This is a genomic window from Caballeronia sp. PC1 (assembly GCF_021353155.1).
Taxonomy (GTDB): domain Bacteria; phylum Pseudomonadota; class Gammaproteobacteria; order Burkholderiales; family Burkholderiaceae; genus Caballeronia; species Caballeronia cordobensis.
In genome coordinates this window covers 748,443-762,894 of the sequence record NZ_JAJUBH010000002.1, presented here as the reverse complement: position 1 = coordinate 762,894, position 14,452 = coordinate 748,443, and the positions used below count along the sequence as shown (strand labels likewise).

Below are 14,452 nucleotides of genomic sequence, written 5' to 3'. Positions count from 1 at the left end.
TTTGCATAACTATACTCAAGCAAACGAGCCTGCCCAAGCGCGGGCCGAATTTCTATAAAACGGAGACGACATGCTTTTTCCCCTGCGCCGCTCGGCGTGTCTTCGTTTTTCGCCTGTCCGCAACTCATCCAAAGGAGTGACTCGTGAATATCGCTGCTGAACATCCGGCGCAGAGTGCGTCCGTCCGTACGGCCAAACTGCTCATCGACGGCCAGTTGGTGGATTCGAAAACGGCCGAGTGGCGCGACATCGTCAATCCGGCGACGCAGGAGGTGGTCGGCCGCGTGCCCTTCGCGACGACGGACGAAGTGAACGCCGCCGTTGCCGCAGCGCACAAGGCGTTTCAGAACTGGCGCACGACGCCGCTCGGCGTGCGCATGCGCCTCATGCTCAAGTTTCAGGATCTGGTGCGCCAGAACCAGAAGCGCATCGCTCAGACGCTCACGGCCGAGCAGGGCAAGACGCTTGCCGACGCCGAGGGCGACATCTTCCGCGGGCTCGAAGTCGTCGAGCATGCGTGCTCGATCAGCACGCTGCAGCAAGGCGAGTTTTCCGAAAACGTCGCGGGCGGCGTCGATACGTACACGCTGCGTCAGCCGATCGGCGTGTGCGCGGGCATCACGCCGTTCAATTTCCCGGCGATGATCCCGCTGTGGATGTTCCCGATGGCGATCGTCTGCGGCAACACTTTCGTGCTGAAGCCGTCGGAGCAGGACCCGCTTTCGACGATGGAGCTGGTCGAACTGGCGCTCGAAGCGGGGGTGCCGGCGGGCGTGCTCAACGTCGTGCACGGCGGCAAGGAAGTCGTCGACGCGATCTGCACGCATCCCGATATCAAGGCGATTTCCTTCGTCGGCTCGACGGCCGTCGGCACGCACGTCTACAACCTCGCGAGCCAGCACGGCAAGCGCGTGCAATCGATGATGGGCGCGAAGAATCACGCCATCGTGCTGCCCGACGCGAACAAGGAGCAGACGCTCAACGCGCTCGCGGGCGCGGGCTTCGGCGCGGCGGGTCAGCGCTGCATGGCGACGTCGGCGGCGGTGTTCGTCGGGGCGTCGAAGGACTGGATTCCCGAACTGGTCGAGAAGGCGAAGACGCTCAAGGTCAACGCGGGCACGGAGCCCAACACGGACGTCGGCCCGGTCGTGTCGAAGACGGCGAAGGAACGCATTCTCGGGCTCATCGGCAAGGGCGTGGAAGAGGGCGCGACGCTCGCGCTCGATGGCCGCGGGATCGGGGTGACGGGCTACGAGCAGGGCAACTTCATCGGCCCGACGGTCTTCACGAACGTCAACACCGACATGTCGATCTATAAGACCGAGATCTTCGGCCCGGTGCTGTGCGTGCTCGAAACCGACACGCTCGACGACGCCATCGCGCTCGTCAACCGCAATCCGATGGGCAACGGCGTGGGTCTTTTCACGCAAAGCGGCGCGGCGGCGCGCAAGTTCCAGAGCGAGATCGACATCGGACAGGTAGGCATCAACATCCCGATTCCGGTGCCGGTGCCGGCGTTCAGCTTCACGGGTTCGCGCGGCTCGAAGCTCGGCGATCTCGGGCCATACGGCAAACAGGTCGTGCAGTTCTATACGCAAACGAAAACCGTCACCGCGCGCTGGTTCGACGACGCCACCGTGAACGACGGCGTGAACACGACCATTTCGCTTCGCTGAGGAGGCGTCTCATGCAAATCGGCTTCGTGGGTCTGGGTCACATGGGCGGCCCGATGGCCGCCAATCTGCTGAAGGCGGGCCACGCCGTGACGGCGTTCGACCTCGTGCAGGACGCGCTCGACGCGGCGAAAACGGCCGGCGCGACCCTCGCCGCGTCGCCGCGCGCGGCGGCTGAAGGCGCGGAGGTCGTCATCACCATGCTTCCGGCCGCCCAGCACGTCAAAGCGGTCTATCTCAACGATGACGGCGTGCTGGCGGGCGTCGCGAAAGGCGTGCCGCTGGTGGACAGCAGCACGATCGATCCGGCCACCGCGAAGCTCATCGGCGCGGCGGCGGGCAAGCAGGGCAATCCGTTCGCGGATGCGCCCGTGTCGGGCGGCGTCGTCGGCGCGCAGGCGGGCACGCTGACCTTCATGGTTGGCGCGGACGAAGCGCTCTTCGAAACGCTGCGTCCCGTGCTGTCCGGCATGGGCAAGAATATGGTGCGCTGCGGCGAGACCGGCACGGGTCAGATCGCGAAGATCTGCAACAACCTGCTGCTCGGGATTTCCATGATCGGCGTCGCCGAAGCGATGAAGCTCGGCGAAACGCTCGGCATCGATCCGACGAAACTGGCAAGCATCGTCAATACATCGACGGGGCGTTGCTGGAGTTCGGATACGTGTAATCCCTATCCGGGCATCGTCGAAACGGCGCCCGCGTCGCGCGGTTATTCGGGCGGCTTCGGCGCGGATCTCATGTTGAAGGACCTGGGCCTCGCCGTCGATGCGGCGCGCGGCGCGAAGCAGCCGGTCTTCATGGGCGCCCTGGCACAACAGTTGTATCAGTCGATGAGCCAGCAGGGACTCGGCGGACTGGATTTTTCGGGCATCATCAAGCTATACGCAAAGCAACAAATCGAGTAAAAGTGAATCAAAGAAGTAAATGATCTGGCACGCACGTGCGTGCCAGATCGGCTTCAATAAATAACGGCTTTATTCAGTTGCACTGCACAACGCATCGCGCAAAAGCATACTGGGCGCGATCATCGGGAATACGATGATTCGCTTTCCAAAAAAATGTCCTATTCTGAAAGCACGACGCCCGTCTGCCGTTCGAATCGAACGCTCCGGTTGCGCCACGGTGCTGGTAGAACGCCCGTCGTTTTCGGGCAATCAGATGAGGAGTACGCGATGCAAGTAACACGACACTTCAATATGGAATTGCGGCACGCCACGGTGCCGACTTATGTAGCCAGCTATTTCTTTCCGTTGCTGCTATTGGCATACGAAGTCTGGCGTGTAGGGTCCTGGGTGGCGGTAAACGGCTTCAACTTCATGAACTTCAACTCGATGGGTTACGAGTTCGCGTTGATGATTGCCGTGTTCTGCATGCAGATCATCGTGGAAATCGCGTTCCTCGCGGGCGCCGTGCTGACGAAGCATAAAGACGTCGGGCATCGGGTGGCCAATTTGTTGCTCGGTTTGTTCTGCTCCATGGTCGTGCTCGGTTTCGACCTTGCACTGCAATATGGCCTGAGCGGAACTTAATAGGGCAATAACTGATTCGTCTTAGTAAAAAATGAACGCCGGCTGATTATCAGCCGGCGTTTTTATTTGTGCATTGCAACTTGAAGCCGATTTAGCAACCCGCAGCGCTTGGCAACGCCGGCGGCGTTTCCGAACGTTCCTCATAGCATTTTCTGTCCGCATCCTTCAACGCGCTGCGCAGGCCTTCTTCAACCACCGGATGATAAAAAGGCAGCTTGAGCGCTTCATCCAGCGTCAGTTCGAGTTGCAGCGCCCACGCGAGCAGATGACCCAGATGTTCCATCGCCGGGCCGCAGCCTTGCGCGCCGCGCAGCGTGCCGGTTTTCGCGTCGGCATACACGTGCAGCAGCCCGCGATTCTGCCGCATCACGCGGCTTCGGCCCTGGTTTTCGAACGATGCCTCTCCGGTCACGGTCATCGGCTTGTCGAGCTCGTCGTAAGACGCGCCGACGATCGCCACCTGCGGCTCGCTGAACACGAGCGAAAACGGCACCTTGCGTTTGACCGCCCGCACCTCGGGAAAGCGCGCGGCGTTGTCGCCGGCTAGTTTGCCCTCGTCGGCGGCGTCGTGAAGCCACGGACGCGTGCCGTCGCAATCGCCCGCGACGAAGATCGCGCTCTTGCCGCATTGCATCGTGGTTTCGTCGAAGCGCGGCACGCCTTTTTCGTTCAGGTCGATGCCCGCGTTTTCCAGCGCGAGCGGCTTGAGATTCGGCGCGCGGCCCGTGGCGGCGAGAACCAGATCGAACGACTCGGCGCGCGTTTCGCCCTCGGCGGAGGCAAAGCGCAGGAACGGCTTGCCGTCGCGCAGGGACATCTCAATGAACTTCGCGTCGGCATCGAGGTGGAATTCGTCGGCGAGCGCGGCGATGAGCGCATCGCGCACGGGCTTGTCGCTGAGCGCCGCCACGTGGCCGCCCTTGCCGAACATGAAAATCTCGACGCCCAGACGCGCGAGCGCCTGCCCGAGTTCCAGCGCGATCGGCCCCGCGCCGAACACGGCGATGCGCTTGGGCAGCGTGCGCAACTCGAAGAGATCGTCGCTTGTGATGAGCGTGTCGCCGAACACTTTCAACTCGTCGGGCACGGTGGGCGCCGCGCCCGTCGCGATCACCGTGCGCTTCGCCGTCACGCGCGTATGGTCGCCGACGGATAAGCGCGTCGGCGATTCGAAGCGCGCCTGGCCGCGCAACAGCGAACCGTCCGGCAGCGCATCGATTTCGTCGAGCACACTCTTGACGAAGCTGTCCCGCTCGCGGCGCACATAGTCGAGCACGCGCGCATGGTCGGCGTCGAGTTCGTGCGTGCCTTCGATGCCGCGCGGCGCGAGCGCTTGCGCATCGTGCAGGCCATTGGCCGCCGCGAGCAGCAGCTTGGACGGCATGCAGCCGACGCGCGCGCAGGTCGTGCCGAACTCGCCGCTCTCGATCAGCACCGCGCTCACGCCCGCGAGCCGCGCCGCGCGAAACGCGGCCATGCCGGCCGTGCCCGCGCCGATCACGGCGACGTCCACTTCGATTTCGTTCATCGCGTTTCCCGTCGTTTCATCGTCGATGCGTGCTTCAGCCGTTGTCCGCGAATCCCGGATAGAGCGTCATGCCGCCATCGACGAAAAGCGTCGTGCCCACGACGTAATCGCTCTCGTCGGACGCGAGCCAGACAGCCGCACGGCCGATATCCTCGACCTCGCCGACGCGCCCGTACGGAATCAGCGTCAGCAGCTTGTCGAGCTTCTCCTGCGTGTTCCAGACGTCCGCGTTGATCGGCGTGCGGATCGCGCCAGGCGCGATGCCGTTCACGCGGATGCGCTGGGGCGCGACTTCCTGCGCGAGCGTCTTCATCATCATCTGGATGCCGCCCTTGGACGCCGCGTAGTTCGCATGCCCCGCCCACGGAATGACTTCGTGGACCGAACTCATGCAGATGATCTTGCCGAGCGCCTTCGACACGTCGCGCATGCCGCGCCGCTCGAACTCGCGCACCGCGCGCTGCGCCGTGAGAAATTGCCCGGTGAGATTGGTTTCGATGACCGTCTTCCAGTCGGCGAGCGTCAGCGCGGTGAATTTCGCGTCCTTCTGCAAACCCGAATTCGCGATGACGATATCCACCGTGCCCCAGCGTTTCACGACGGCATCGAACATGGCATCGACTTGCGCTTCGTCGGCGACGTCGGCGCCTACGGCGAACGCCTCGCCGCCTTTCGCGGTAATCGCGGCGGCGAGTTTTTCGGCGGGTTCCGCGTGCGCGTGATAGTTGATGGCGACGTGCGCGCCCGCATCGGCGAGCGCGATCGCGACGCCCGTGCCGATGCCCGAACTCGCGCCCGTCACGAGCGCGATCTGGCCTGCCAGGGGTTTATGCATGTGCGTGTCCGTCTGAAGGTCCAACGGGCGCGACGCAAGATGCGCGCCCGGCGGCGCTCACGCGTCCAGCAAGCCCTGATACACCTCCGCGTACTGAAGCGCCGCCGCTTCCCAGCCGAAGTTCTGCCCCATCGCGCGTTTGACGACCGACTTCCAGTCCGTGCGCCGCGCCTTCAGCGCGAACGCGCGCCGGATCGCGCCGACGATGCCCGCACGGTCGAAGCTGTCGAAGACGAAGCCGGTCGCGAGATCGTCGGCGAGATTTTCGAGGGAGGAATCGACGACGGTATCCGCGAGCCCGCCCACGCGATGCACGAGCGGCAGCGAGCCGTAGGCAAGCGCGTAGAGCTGCGTGAGACCGCACGGCTCGAAGCGCGACGGCACCATCACGACGTCGCTGCCCGCGATGATCGAATGCGACAGCGTCTCGTCGAAGCCGAGCTCGACCGCGACCGCGCCCGGATGCGCCGCCGCCGCGTTCTTCATGCCGGTTTCGAGCGCCGGGTCGCCGGTGCCGAGCACGGCGAGCTGGCCGCCGCGCTGCACGATGTCCGGCACGGCCGAGAGCAGCAGATCGAGACCCTTCTGCTCGGTCAGCCGGCTGACGACGCCGAAGAGCAGGGCATCGTCGTCTTTGGCGAGGCCCATGCGCTCCTGCAGCGCCGCCTTGCACTTCGACTTGCCCGAAGCCGGTTTCGCCGCCGTGTATTTCGACGCGATGGAGTCATCGACGGCCGGGCTCCAGATCGAATAATCGACGCCGTTCAGGATGCCGGCGATATCGTGCGTGCGCGTCTGCAAGAGGCCGTGCAAGCCCGCGCCGTGCGCCTGCGTCTGGATTTCGCGCGCGTAGGTCGGGCTCACGGTCGTGATGCGGTCGGCGTAATAGAGGCCCGCCTTCAGGAAGGAGACGTGACCGTAAAACTCCAGGCCTTCCACCGCGTAGAAGTCGGCGGGAAGCTGAAGCAGGCCGAAGTCCGCCGCCGGGAAGGTGCCCTGATACGCGAGGTTGTGCACGGTCATCACGCTCGCCACGCGCGGCGCGCCGCCGCGTTCGAACGCGCGCAGGTAGGCGGGCGCGAGTCCCGCGTGCCAGTCGTGCGCGTGCACGATATGCGGCGTCCACGCCGGATCGGCGCCCGTTGCGATGCGCGCCGCCGCCCAACCGAGCAGCGCAAAGCGGCGGTCGTTGTCGGCATACGGATGATTCGCCGCATCCATGTACGGATTGCCCGGACGGTCGTAGAACCGGTCCGCGCGCACCACGTAGACGATCACGCCGTGCGGCTTCAGCACGCCGCGCTCCAGCCGCACGTTGCCCGCGCCGAACGCGCCGCCCAGATCGGCGACGGGTTCGAGGTCCGCGAGCCCCGCGAGCACCGCCGGGAAGCCCGGCAACACGACGCGCGCATGCGTGCCCAGTTGCGATTGCGCGGGCGGCAGCGCGCCGACCACATCGGCGAGGCCGCCGGTTTTCAGCAGCGGATACATTTCTGCTGCGGCATGCAGCACGCAAACGGTCATCGGCGCTCCTGTCGATTCGGTTCGTTTCGTCGCGTCCGGCTAGCGCTGCGAGAGCCGCGCCAGCGCATCGCGCGTGATGAGCGTGACGCCGGATTCGGTGCGGAAGAAGCGCGCGGCGTCGTCGTCCGGGTCCTCGCCGACCACGAGACCTTCCGGCACCGTGCAACCGCGGTCGATCACGACCTTCTGCAAGCGGCAACTCGGCCCCACGGTCACTTGCGGCAACAAGACTGCCTCATTGATGTTACAGAACGAGTGCACCCGCACCGCCGACGAAAACACCGACTTCGACACCTGCGATCCCGAGATCACGCAGCCGCCGCACACGAGCAGATTCGTGATCGCGCCTTGCTGGCCGTTCAGGTCGCGCACGAACTTGCCGGGCGGCAGTTGCTCCTGATTCGTCCAGATCGGCCATTTGCGGTCATACAAATCGAGTTCGGGGATGGTCGAGGCGAGGTCGAGGTTGGCCTCCCAGTACGCGTCGACCGTACCGACGTCGCGCCAGTACGCGGGCGCGTCCGGATCGCTGCTGGACGTCACGCACGACATGCCGAACGGATGCGCGATCGCCTTGCCCGTCGTCACGACGCGCGGAATGATGTCCTTGCCGAAATCGTGATCCGTGTTCGACGTCTCGATGTTCTCCTGCAGCATGTCGTAGAGATACTTCGCGCTGAACACGTAGATGCCCATGCTCGCGAGCGCGACGTCGGGCTTGCCGGGCATGGCGGGCGGATCGGCGGGCTTTTCGAGGAAATCGGTGACGCGGCGGTTTTCATCGACATGCATCACGCCGAACGCGACCGCGTCCATGCGCGGCACCTCGATGCAGCCGACCGTGCAGTCCGCGCCGCTCTCCACATGGTCGAGCACCATGCGCGTGTAATCCATCTTGTAGATGTGATCGCCCGCCAGCACGATCACGAACTCCGGCCCGATGGAGCGCACGATATCGAGGTTCTGATACACGGCGTCGGCGGTGCCGCGATACCAGCTCGAATCGACCCGCTGCTGGGCCGGCCAGATATCGATGAACTCGTTGAACTCGCCGCGCAGGAAACCCCAGCCGCGCTGCAAATGGCGGATGAGCGAATGCGCCTTGTATTGCGTGACGACGGCGATGCGGCGGATGCCGGAATTGAGGCAGTTGGACAGCGCGAAATCGATGATGCGGTACTTGCCGCCGAAATGCACGGCGGGCTTCACGCGCTTGTCGGTGAGCGGCCCGAGACGCGTGCCGCGCCCGCCGGCAAGGACGATTGCGAGGGTCGACTTCTGCAAATCGGTGCGATTCTTAGACAGCGTCTCCATGTCAGCCTCCTGATTTGACCTGCGACTATTGATGTCTTGCCGTGTGTTCGTCCTCGTATGCTTTTCGATGTGGCCGCCGCGCAGCCGTTGCAGCATTATCCGGCGCGCGTTCGGATTCGTGTGCCGGAGTTCGCGATTTTTTCGCTGAGCGCAGCGCGCCGGTTTTATCCGGTGCGGTTCGAGCAAGGCGCGTGCCGAACGCGCACGGGCGTGCTGTGCGCCGCGTCCGGCCCGCCGATGTGTTGCAGCCGCGCGACCGTTTGGGCTTCTGATCGATCGCGCCGCTCGACAAAGCGCGTTCGCTCAATTTATAACGAGCCGCCATGCCGCAGTGCGTCGAGGCGCGGCACAATACGATGCATGCGATGCCCGACGCCGCTTCACGCGCGGCGCCTGCGGGCGTGGTATCCGAGGCCGCCGTCGCGCTGCGCTGCACGACGCCGGCGCGACAAACGTTTCACCTGACCGGACACGATCAATCGGGAAAGCAGAACATGAACAACGTCCTGAGCATTCAATCGCATGTGGTGTTCGGCCATGCGGGCAACAGCGCGGCGGTCTTTCCGATGCGGCGTCTCGGCGTCAACGTCTGGCCGCTCAACACCGTGCAGTTCTCCAATCACACGCAATACGGCCGCTGGACCGGCAGCGCGTTCGATGCCGACGAACTCCAGAACGTGATCGAGGGCATCGGCGCGATCGGCGTGCTGGCGCGCTGCAACGCGGTGCTGTCGGGCTACATGGGCACGCCGGAGCAGGGGCGCGCGGTCGTCGAGATTGTGAAGATGGTGAAGGCGGTGAATCCGCGCGCGCTCTATTTCTGCGACCCGGTCATGGGCCAGACGGGCGGCTGCACGGTCGCGCCGGGCATCGAGGATTTCCTCGTTACGACGATGCCCGAAATCGCCGACGCGATCATGCCCAATCACGTCGAGCTCGAAAAGCTCGTCGGGCGTCCGATCGAAACCGTGGAAGAAGCCGTCGATGCGTGCCGGGAAATCATCGCGCGCGGCCCGCGCACCGTGCTGGTGAAACACCTGCTCGACCGCAACAGCCGCGCCGACACCTTCAACATGCTCGCCGTCACGCCGACCGAAGCCTGGTTCGCGCAGCGTCCGCTTTATCCGTTCGCGCGGCAGCCGGTGGGCGTCGGCGATCTGACGAGCGCGGTGTTCGTCGCGCGCACGCTGCAGGGCGATTCGTTGCGCAACGCGCTGGAGCACACGCTCGCGGCGGTCAACGCGGTCGTCAGGGCGACTTACGAGGCGGGGCGCTACGAGCTGGAAATCGTCGCGTCGCAGGATGAAATCGCGAAGCCGATCGACCGTTTCCCCGCGATTCGCGTGACCGGCACGGAGATGGTCAAAGGCGGCTAGTCCGCTTTGCCGTTCGCCTCCATCAGGCCGAAGCGCCAGGACAGGCGCCGCGTCGCGGCGAGCAGCGCGCGGGCGAGCGGACCGTCCGCGGCGCTGTCGAAGCCGCCCGCCGAGCCGATCAACGCGATCACGAGGCACACGCTGCCCGTGTGATCGAACACCGGCGCGGCGAGCGTGTGGATGCCGGGCACCGGCGCGCCGAGCGCGGTGTCGAGGCCGTCTTTCCGGATGCCGTCGAGGCGCGCCGCGTCCGGGTGCGCGTCCGCCGCGCCCGCGAGACGGATACCGTCCTGCTGCATCAGGCTCGCGAGCATGTCGGCGGGAAGATGCGCGGCAAAGACGCGTCCGATCGCCGTATTGACGAGCGACATCGCCGTGCCGATGCGCAGGCTCACGTGCTGCGGCCGCGCCGATTCCTCCAGCCGGATCACCGTGGGACCGAGCGGCCCGAGCGCCGCGGCCGCTACAGTCATCGCGGTGCTCGCGGCGAGCGCGACGATCTCGCTTTCCGCGTCGCGGATCGGCGAAAGACGCTGCAGCGCGATGAGCCCGAGCTCCCGGCTCAACGCGCCCGCATGAAACAGCCCGGCGTCGTCGCGCGCGAGCAGGCCCACCTTCACGAGACTCACCAGATGCGCGAACGCTTTCGCCGGCGGCATGCCGGCCGCGGCGGCGAGATCGCGTAACGTAAGCGGCTCGCCTGCGGCGACCAGCGCGCGCAGGAGATCGCCCGTCGCGTCGAGCGCGTTGATGCCGCGCTGCGGCCTCGCGTCTTCGTCGAATGTCGTCATGGAAGCAGGTCCGTGATGGTGCGCGCGGCGTCTTTCAGCGCGCGGGCGAGCGCGCCGTCCCAGGCGACGTCGGCGAGGCCGGTCGGTCCGATCGCCGTGAGCGCGAGCTGCATGCGCCCGCCGCGGTCGAACACCGGCACGCTCATGCTGCTGACGCCCGGGCTCGGCGCATCGACGCTGCGTTCGATGCCGCGCGTCCGTATCTCATCGATGCGCGCGTCCATGCCGGGCGCATCCGTCTCCTGCTGATGCGCAAGCATCGCGGCGACGCGGGTTGCGTCGTCGAAGGCGCGGAACACGCGTCCCGTCGACGTCGACGACAGCGACATCACCGTGCCGACGTGCAGATTCACATGCAGCGGATGGCCGCCGCGTTCGTAGCGCACGATCGTCGGTCCCTGCGGCCCGGCGACGCTGACCGCGACGCTCATGCCCGTGGCGAGCGCCAGCGCCGCGACGCGCGGCGCGGCCGCCCGGTACGCCGGCTGATGCTCCAGATTCAGCAGGCCGAGCCGCAGCGAAAGCGGGCCCGGCTCATAATTCCCGGTGAGCGCGTCGCGCTTCACCAGCCCGAGCCGCGTGAGACTCACGAGATAGGTATGCGCCTGCGCGCTCGACAGTTCCGCGGCGTCGGCGAGCGCGCCGAGCGCAAGCGGCTCGCGGCGCGCGGCAAGCGCCGCGAGCAGACGCGCGCCGACTTCGACGCTCTGAATCCCGCGCTGCTTCTTTTCCTCGCTGGTTTCGGAACTGGCCAAGTGCACTCCGCGTTCGATGAAAAAGGCAGATGTTATCCGAGCAGCAAGCGTCCGATGAGGCGATTCAGTATTTACCCGGAATTTGCAAATAACAAGTACGCTTGTTGTTGACAAATATCGGCATCGCGCCGATCATCCACTCATCCTCACGAGAATGGAAGCGAGACACGATCATGGCAAAAGCATTCGCATCGCAGGCCGACCTGGAAGAGAAGAAGATCACCTTCACGCAACTGTCCGAGAACGCCTACGCCTACACGGCGGAGGGCGATCCGAACTCGGGCGTCATCATTGGCGACGACGGCGTGCTGATCGTCGATACGACCGCGACGCCCGCGATGGCGCAGGATCTCATCGAGAAGATCCGCAGCGTCACCGACAAGCCGATCAAATACGTCGTGCTGTCGCACTATCACGCGGTGCGCGTGCTCGGCGCGTCGGCGTATTTCGCGGAAGGCGCGCAGCAGGTCATCGCGAGCCGCGGCACGTATGAAATGATCGTCGAGCGCGGCGAGCAGGACATGAAATCGGAGATCGAGCGCTTTCCGCGTCTTTTCGCGGGCGTCGAGACCGTGCCGGGCCTGACGTGGCCGACGCTCGTCTTCGAGCGCGAAATCACGCTGTTCCTCGGCAAGCTGGAAGTGAAAATCGCGCATCTCGGCTCGGGCCACACGAAGGGCGACACGGTCGTCTGGCTGCCGTCGCAGAAAGTGCTGTTCTCGGGCGATTTGGTCGAATACGACGCGGCCTGCTATTGCGGCGACGCGCAGCTCGAAGAATGGCCCGCGACGCTCGAAGCGCTACGCGCGTTGAAGGCCGACAAGCTCGTGCCGGGGCGCGGCCCCGCGCTGCTGTCGCCGGCCGAAGTCGACAAAGGCCTCGACTACACGAAGGATTTCGTGACGACGCTGCTGCAGGCGGGCCGCGAAGCCGTCGCCGACAAACTCGATCTGAAAGGCTCGATGGCGCACACGCGCAAGGCGATGGACCCGAAGTTCGGCCACGTCTTCATCTACGAGCACTGCCTGCCGTTCGACGTCTCGCGCGCCTACGACGAAGCGAGCGGCATCAAGCATCCGCGCATCTGGACGGCCCAACGCGACAAGGACATGTGGGCCGCGCTGCAGGACTGACGTTCTTCTCTGGCGGCGCGCTTTAGCGAAAGCGCGCCGCATTCCCCTCTAAAGGCTCAACAGGCGCGCAAGACGCCGGCCTAAACACGCCCATCTGGAGCGAGACATGTCGAAGTCGATCGTTACGGCGGCGCTCAACCCGAGCGCCGCCGGGGAAGCGCACGCCCTCACCGACGAGGCGCTGTTGCGCAAAGTCGCGTGGCGCATCATTCCGTTTCTGTTCCTCTGCTACGTGGTGTCGTTTCTGGACCGTATCAATATCGGCTTCGCGCAATTGCAGATGAAGCACGATCTCGGCTTCTCCGATGCGATGTACGGTCTCGGCGCAGCCGTCTTCTACGTCGGCTATGTGCTCTTCGAGGTGCCGAGCAATCTGCTGCTCGCGAAATTCGGCGCGCGCCGCACGTTCACGCGCATCATGCTGCTGTGGGGCGCGGCGTCGGTCGGCATGATGTTCGTCTCGACGCCCGGCCACTTTTATCTGCTGCGTTTTCTGCTCGGCGTGTTCGAGGCGGGCTTCTTTCCGGGCATCGTGCTGTATCTGACGTACTGGTTTCCGGCGAAACGGCGCGCGGGCGTGATGTCGGTGTTCTTCGCGGGCGTCGCGGTCGCGGGCGTGTTCGGCGGGCTGGTGTCCGGCTGGATCATGCGCGACATGGCGGGCGTCATGGGGCTGCAAGGCTGGCAGTGGATGTTCGCGATCGAAGGCGCGCCGGCGGTGCTGCTCGGCCTGATCGCGTTGCGCCTGCTCGTCGATACGCCGCGCGATGCGCGCTGGCTCACGCAGCCGGAGCAGGAGCGGCTCGCGGCGCTGTGCTCGGAACCGTCCGGCGACGCGGGCGCGCACGACGGCCGCGGTCTGCTCGATGCGCTGCGCAATCCGCGCATCTATCTCTTCGCGTTCATCTATTTTTCGCTGACGTGCGCGTCGCTCACGCTGAGCTTCTGGATGCCGCTGATGATCCGCGATTTCGGCATCACCGACGTGATGTCCGTGAGCCTTTACACGGTGGTGCCGAACGCGATCGGCGCGGTGGGACTGATTCTGATCGCGCGTCATTCCGACCGCGTCGGCGAGCGGCGCAAGCATTTCGCGTGCTGCACGATCGGCGGCGGCCTCGCGCTCGCGGCGCTCACGCTGCATCCGCCGAGCTTTGCGCTGATGCTCGCGATTCTGTCGCTCGCCGCGACGCTGATCTTCGCCGCGCTGCCGATCTTCTGGGCCGTGCCCGCGAGCCATCTGCCGGGCAAGAGCGCGGCGGCGGGCATCGCGTTCATCAGCAGTATCGGCATTACGAGCGGGATCGTGAGTCCGTGGGTGATCGGGCAGATCCGCACCTCGACGGGCAGCATGGACCTTGCCGTGCATCTGCTCGCCGTGCTGCTCTTCGCGAGCGGCGCCGCGCTGTTCTTTGGGTTGCGGCGTCGCGCGTGAATTCAGGAGGCTGCGGCTGCGGCCAATGCCTTGAAGTTCTCCGACGTCGCGAAGGCGAGGTATTCGGCCTGCATCTCGGGCGTGAGGAATTCGAGCATCGTCGAGTTTTCGATCCAGAGTTCGATCACATGGAAGAAGTCGTTGCCGCGCGTGCAGTGCACCGCGCGCCAGCCCTCGCGCTCGCCGATCGCGACGACTTCCGCCGCGCCGAGTTTCGTCGCCATCGCCATATGGAAGGCGCTGTACTGCGGGCGCTTGAACGTGCCCGCGCCGTAGCTCACGCTGTCCTCGCGATCGCCGCCCGGCGTGATCACCTGATCGCTCGGATACACCTCGATGATGCTGCCGCGATCGTCGCCCGCGACGGCCATCCACGCGCCGGGAAACGGGGAAAAGGGCGCGGCGAATCCGCCCCATAATTCGGCGAGCACCTGCGCGACGTGTTTCGGATCGTTGGCGGGCATGGAGGCGTGGAAGATCATCGCGATGGACTCCGGTGGACGCGGGGAGAAAGTCGATTCGCAGTGCTACGGTGCCGGGATTCTTGCAGAGTCTA

The 14,452-nt window shown here is 65.2% G+C and carries 13 protein-coding genes; 6 read left to right on the top strand and 7 right to left on the bottom strand.

All coding sequences use genetic code 11. The features are described 5' to 3' along the window. Positions 1-143 precede the first annotated feature (143 nt). The 3 genes from LY284_RS19320 to LY284_RS19310 all read left to right on the top strand — a co-directional run bounded on the left by LY284_RS19320 (position 144) and on the right by LY284_RS19310 (position 3,205). Positions 144-1,676: a CoA-acylating methylmalonate-semialdehyde dehydrogenase gene (locus LY284_RS19320; RefSeq protein WP_233387652.1), complete on the top strand. Its 1,533-nt coding sequence runs from the start codon at positions 144-146 to the stop codon at positions 1,674-1,676. An 11-nt stretch (positions 1,677-1,687) separates the two neighbouring features. Next, on the top strand, positions 1,688-2,581 hold the full coding sequence (gene mmsB, locus LY284_RS19315; protein WP_233387651.1) for a 3-hydroxyisobutyrate dehydrogenase: 894 nt from the start codon (positions 1,688-1,690) through the stop codon (positions 2,579-2,581). Positions 2,582-2,848: 267 nt separating this feature from the next. After that, positions 2,849-3,205 carry a hypothetical protein gene (locus tag LY284_RS19310; protein ID WP_041731727.1) on the top strand — a complete coding sequence of 119 codons (357 nt, stop codon included), beginning with the start codon at positions 2,849-2,851 and terminating at the stop codon, positions 3,203-3,205. Positions 3,206-3,296: 91 nt separating this feature from the next. Here LY284_RS19310 and LY284_RS19305 read toward each other — a convergent pair whose 3' ends face one another. The 4 genes from LY284_RS19305 to glgC are packed head-to-tail and all read right to left on the bottom strand — an operon-like array spanning position 3,297 to position 8,406. Next, positions 3,297-4,733, bottom strand: a complete 1,437-nt coding sequence (locus tag LY284_RS19305; RefSeq protein WP_233387650.1) for a dihydrolipoyl dehydrogenase — start codon at positions 4,731-4,733, stop codon at positions 3,297-3,299. Positions 4,734-4,767: 34 nt separating this feature from the next. Then, positions 4,768-5,568 carry an SDR family oxidoreductase gene (locus tag LY284_RS19300; RefSeq protein ID WP_233387649.1) on the bottom strand — a complete coding sequence of 267 codons (801 nt, stop codon included), beginning with the start codon at positions 5,566-5,568 and terminating at the stop codon, positions 4,768-4,770. 57 nt (positions 5,569-5,625) lie between these two features. Further along, a complete protein-coding gene (gene glgA, locus LY284_RS19295; RefSeq protein WP_233387648.1) occupies positions 5,626-7,092 on the bottom strand; it encodes a glycogen synthase GlgA in 1,467 nt (488 codons plus the stop codon). 39 nt (positions 7,093-7,131) lie between these two features. Continuing rightward, positions 7,132-8,406, bottom strand: coding sequence for a glucose-1-phosphate adenylyltransferase (glgC, locus tag LY284_RS19290; protein ID WP_014250959.1), 1,275 nt, complete (start codon positions 8,404-8,406; stop codon positions 7,132-7,134). Between the two features lie 494 nt (positions 8,407-8,900). Here glgC and pdxY point away from each other — a divergent pair, with 494 nt between their 5' ends. Next, positions 8,901-9,782, top strand: coding sequence for a pyridoxal kinase PdxY (pdxY, locus tag LY284_RS19285; RefSeq protein WP_014250958.1), 882 nt, complete (start codon positions 8,901-8,903; stop codon positions 9,780-9,782). On the opposite strand, the gene LY284_RS19280 is transcribed toward pdxY, so the two are convergent. After that, entirely contained in the window at positions 9,779-10,573 is a 795-nt protein-coding gene (locus LY284_RS19280) for an IclR family transcriptional regulator (RefSeq protein ID WP_233387647.1), read from the bottom strand. The two genes, pdxY and LY284_RS19280, sit on opposite strands and share 4 nt — an antisense overlap. Next, complete coding sequence (locus LY284_RS19275; RefSeq protein WP_233387646.1) at positions 10,570-11,328, bottom strand: IclR family transcriptional regulator; 759 nt, start codon at positions 11,326-11,328, stop codon at positions 10,570-10,572. Before LY284_RS19275 ends, LY284_RS19280 begins: the two co-directional genes overlap by 4 nt. A gap of 173 nt (positions 11,329-11,501) precedes the next feature. Between LY284_RS19275 and LY284_RS19270 the strand changes: the two genes are divergently transcribed. Both LY284_RS19270 and LY284_RS19265 read left to right on the top strand, forming a co-directional pair. Continuing rightward, positions 11,502-12,461 (top strand): MBL fold metallo-hydrolase, encoded by a 960-nt coding sequence (locus tag LY284_RS19270; protein ID WP_014250956.1) that lies wholly within the window; start codon positions 11,502-11,504, stop codon positions 12,459-12,461. A 106-nt stretch (positions 12,462-12,567) separates the two neighbouring features. Continuing rightward, positions 12,568-13,896, top strand: a complete 1,329-nt coding sequence (locus LY284_RS19265) for an MFS transporter (RefSeq protein WP_233387645.1) — start codon at positions 12,568-12,570, stop codon at positions 13,894-13,896. Between the two features lie 2 nt (positions 13,897-13,898). Here LY284_RS19265 and LY284_RS19260 read toward each other — a convergent pair whose 3' ends face one another. Further along, the gene (locus LY284_RS19260; protein WP_233387644.1) at positions 13,899-14,378 is read right to left on the bottom strand and encodes a hypothetical protein; all 480 of its coding nucleotides are present in this window, start codon (positions 14,376-14,378) and stop codon (positions 13,899-13,901) included. Between the last annotated feature and the right edge of the window lie 74 nt (positions 14,379-14,452).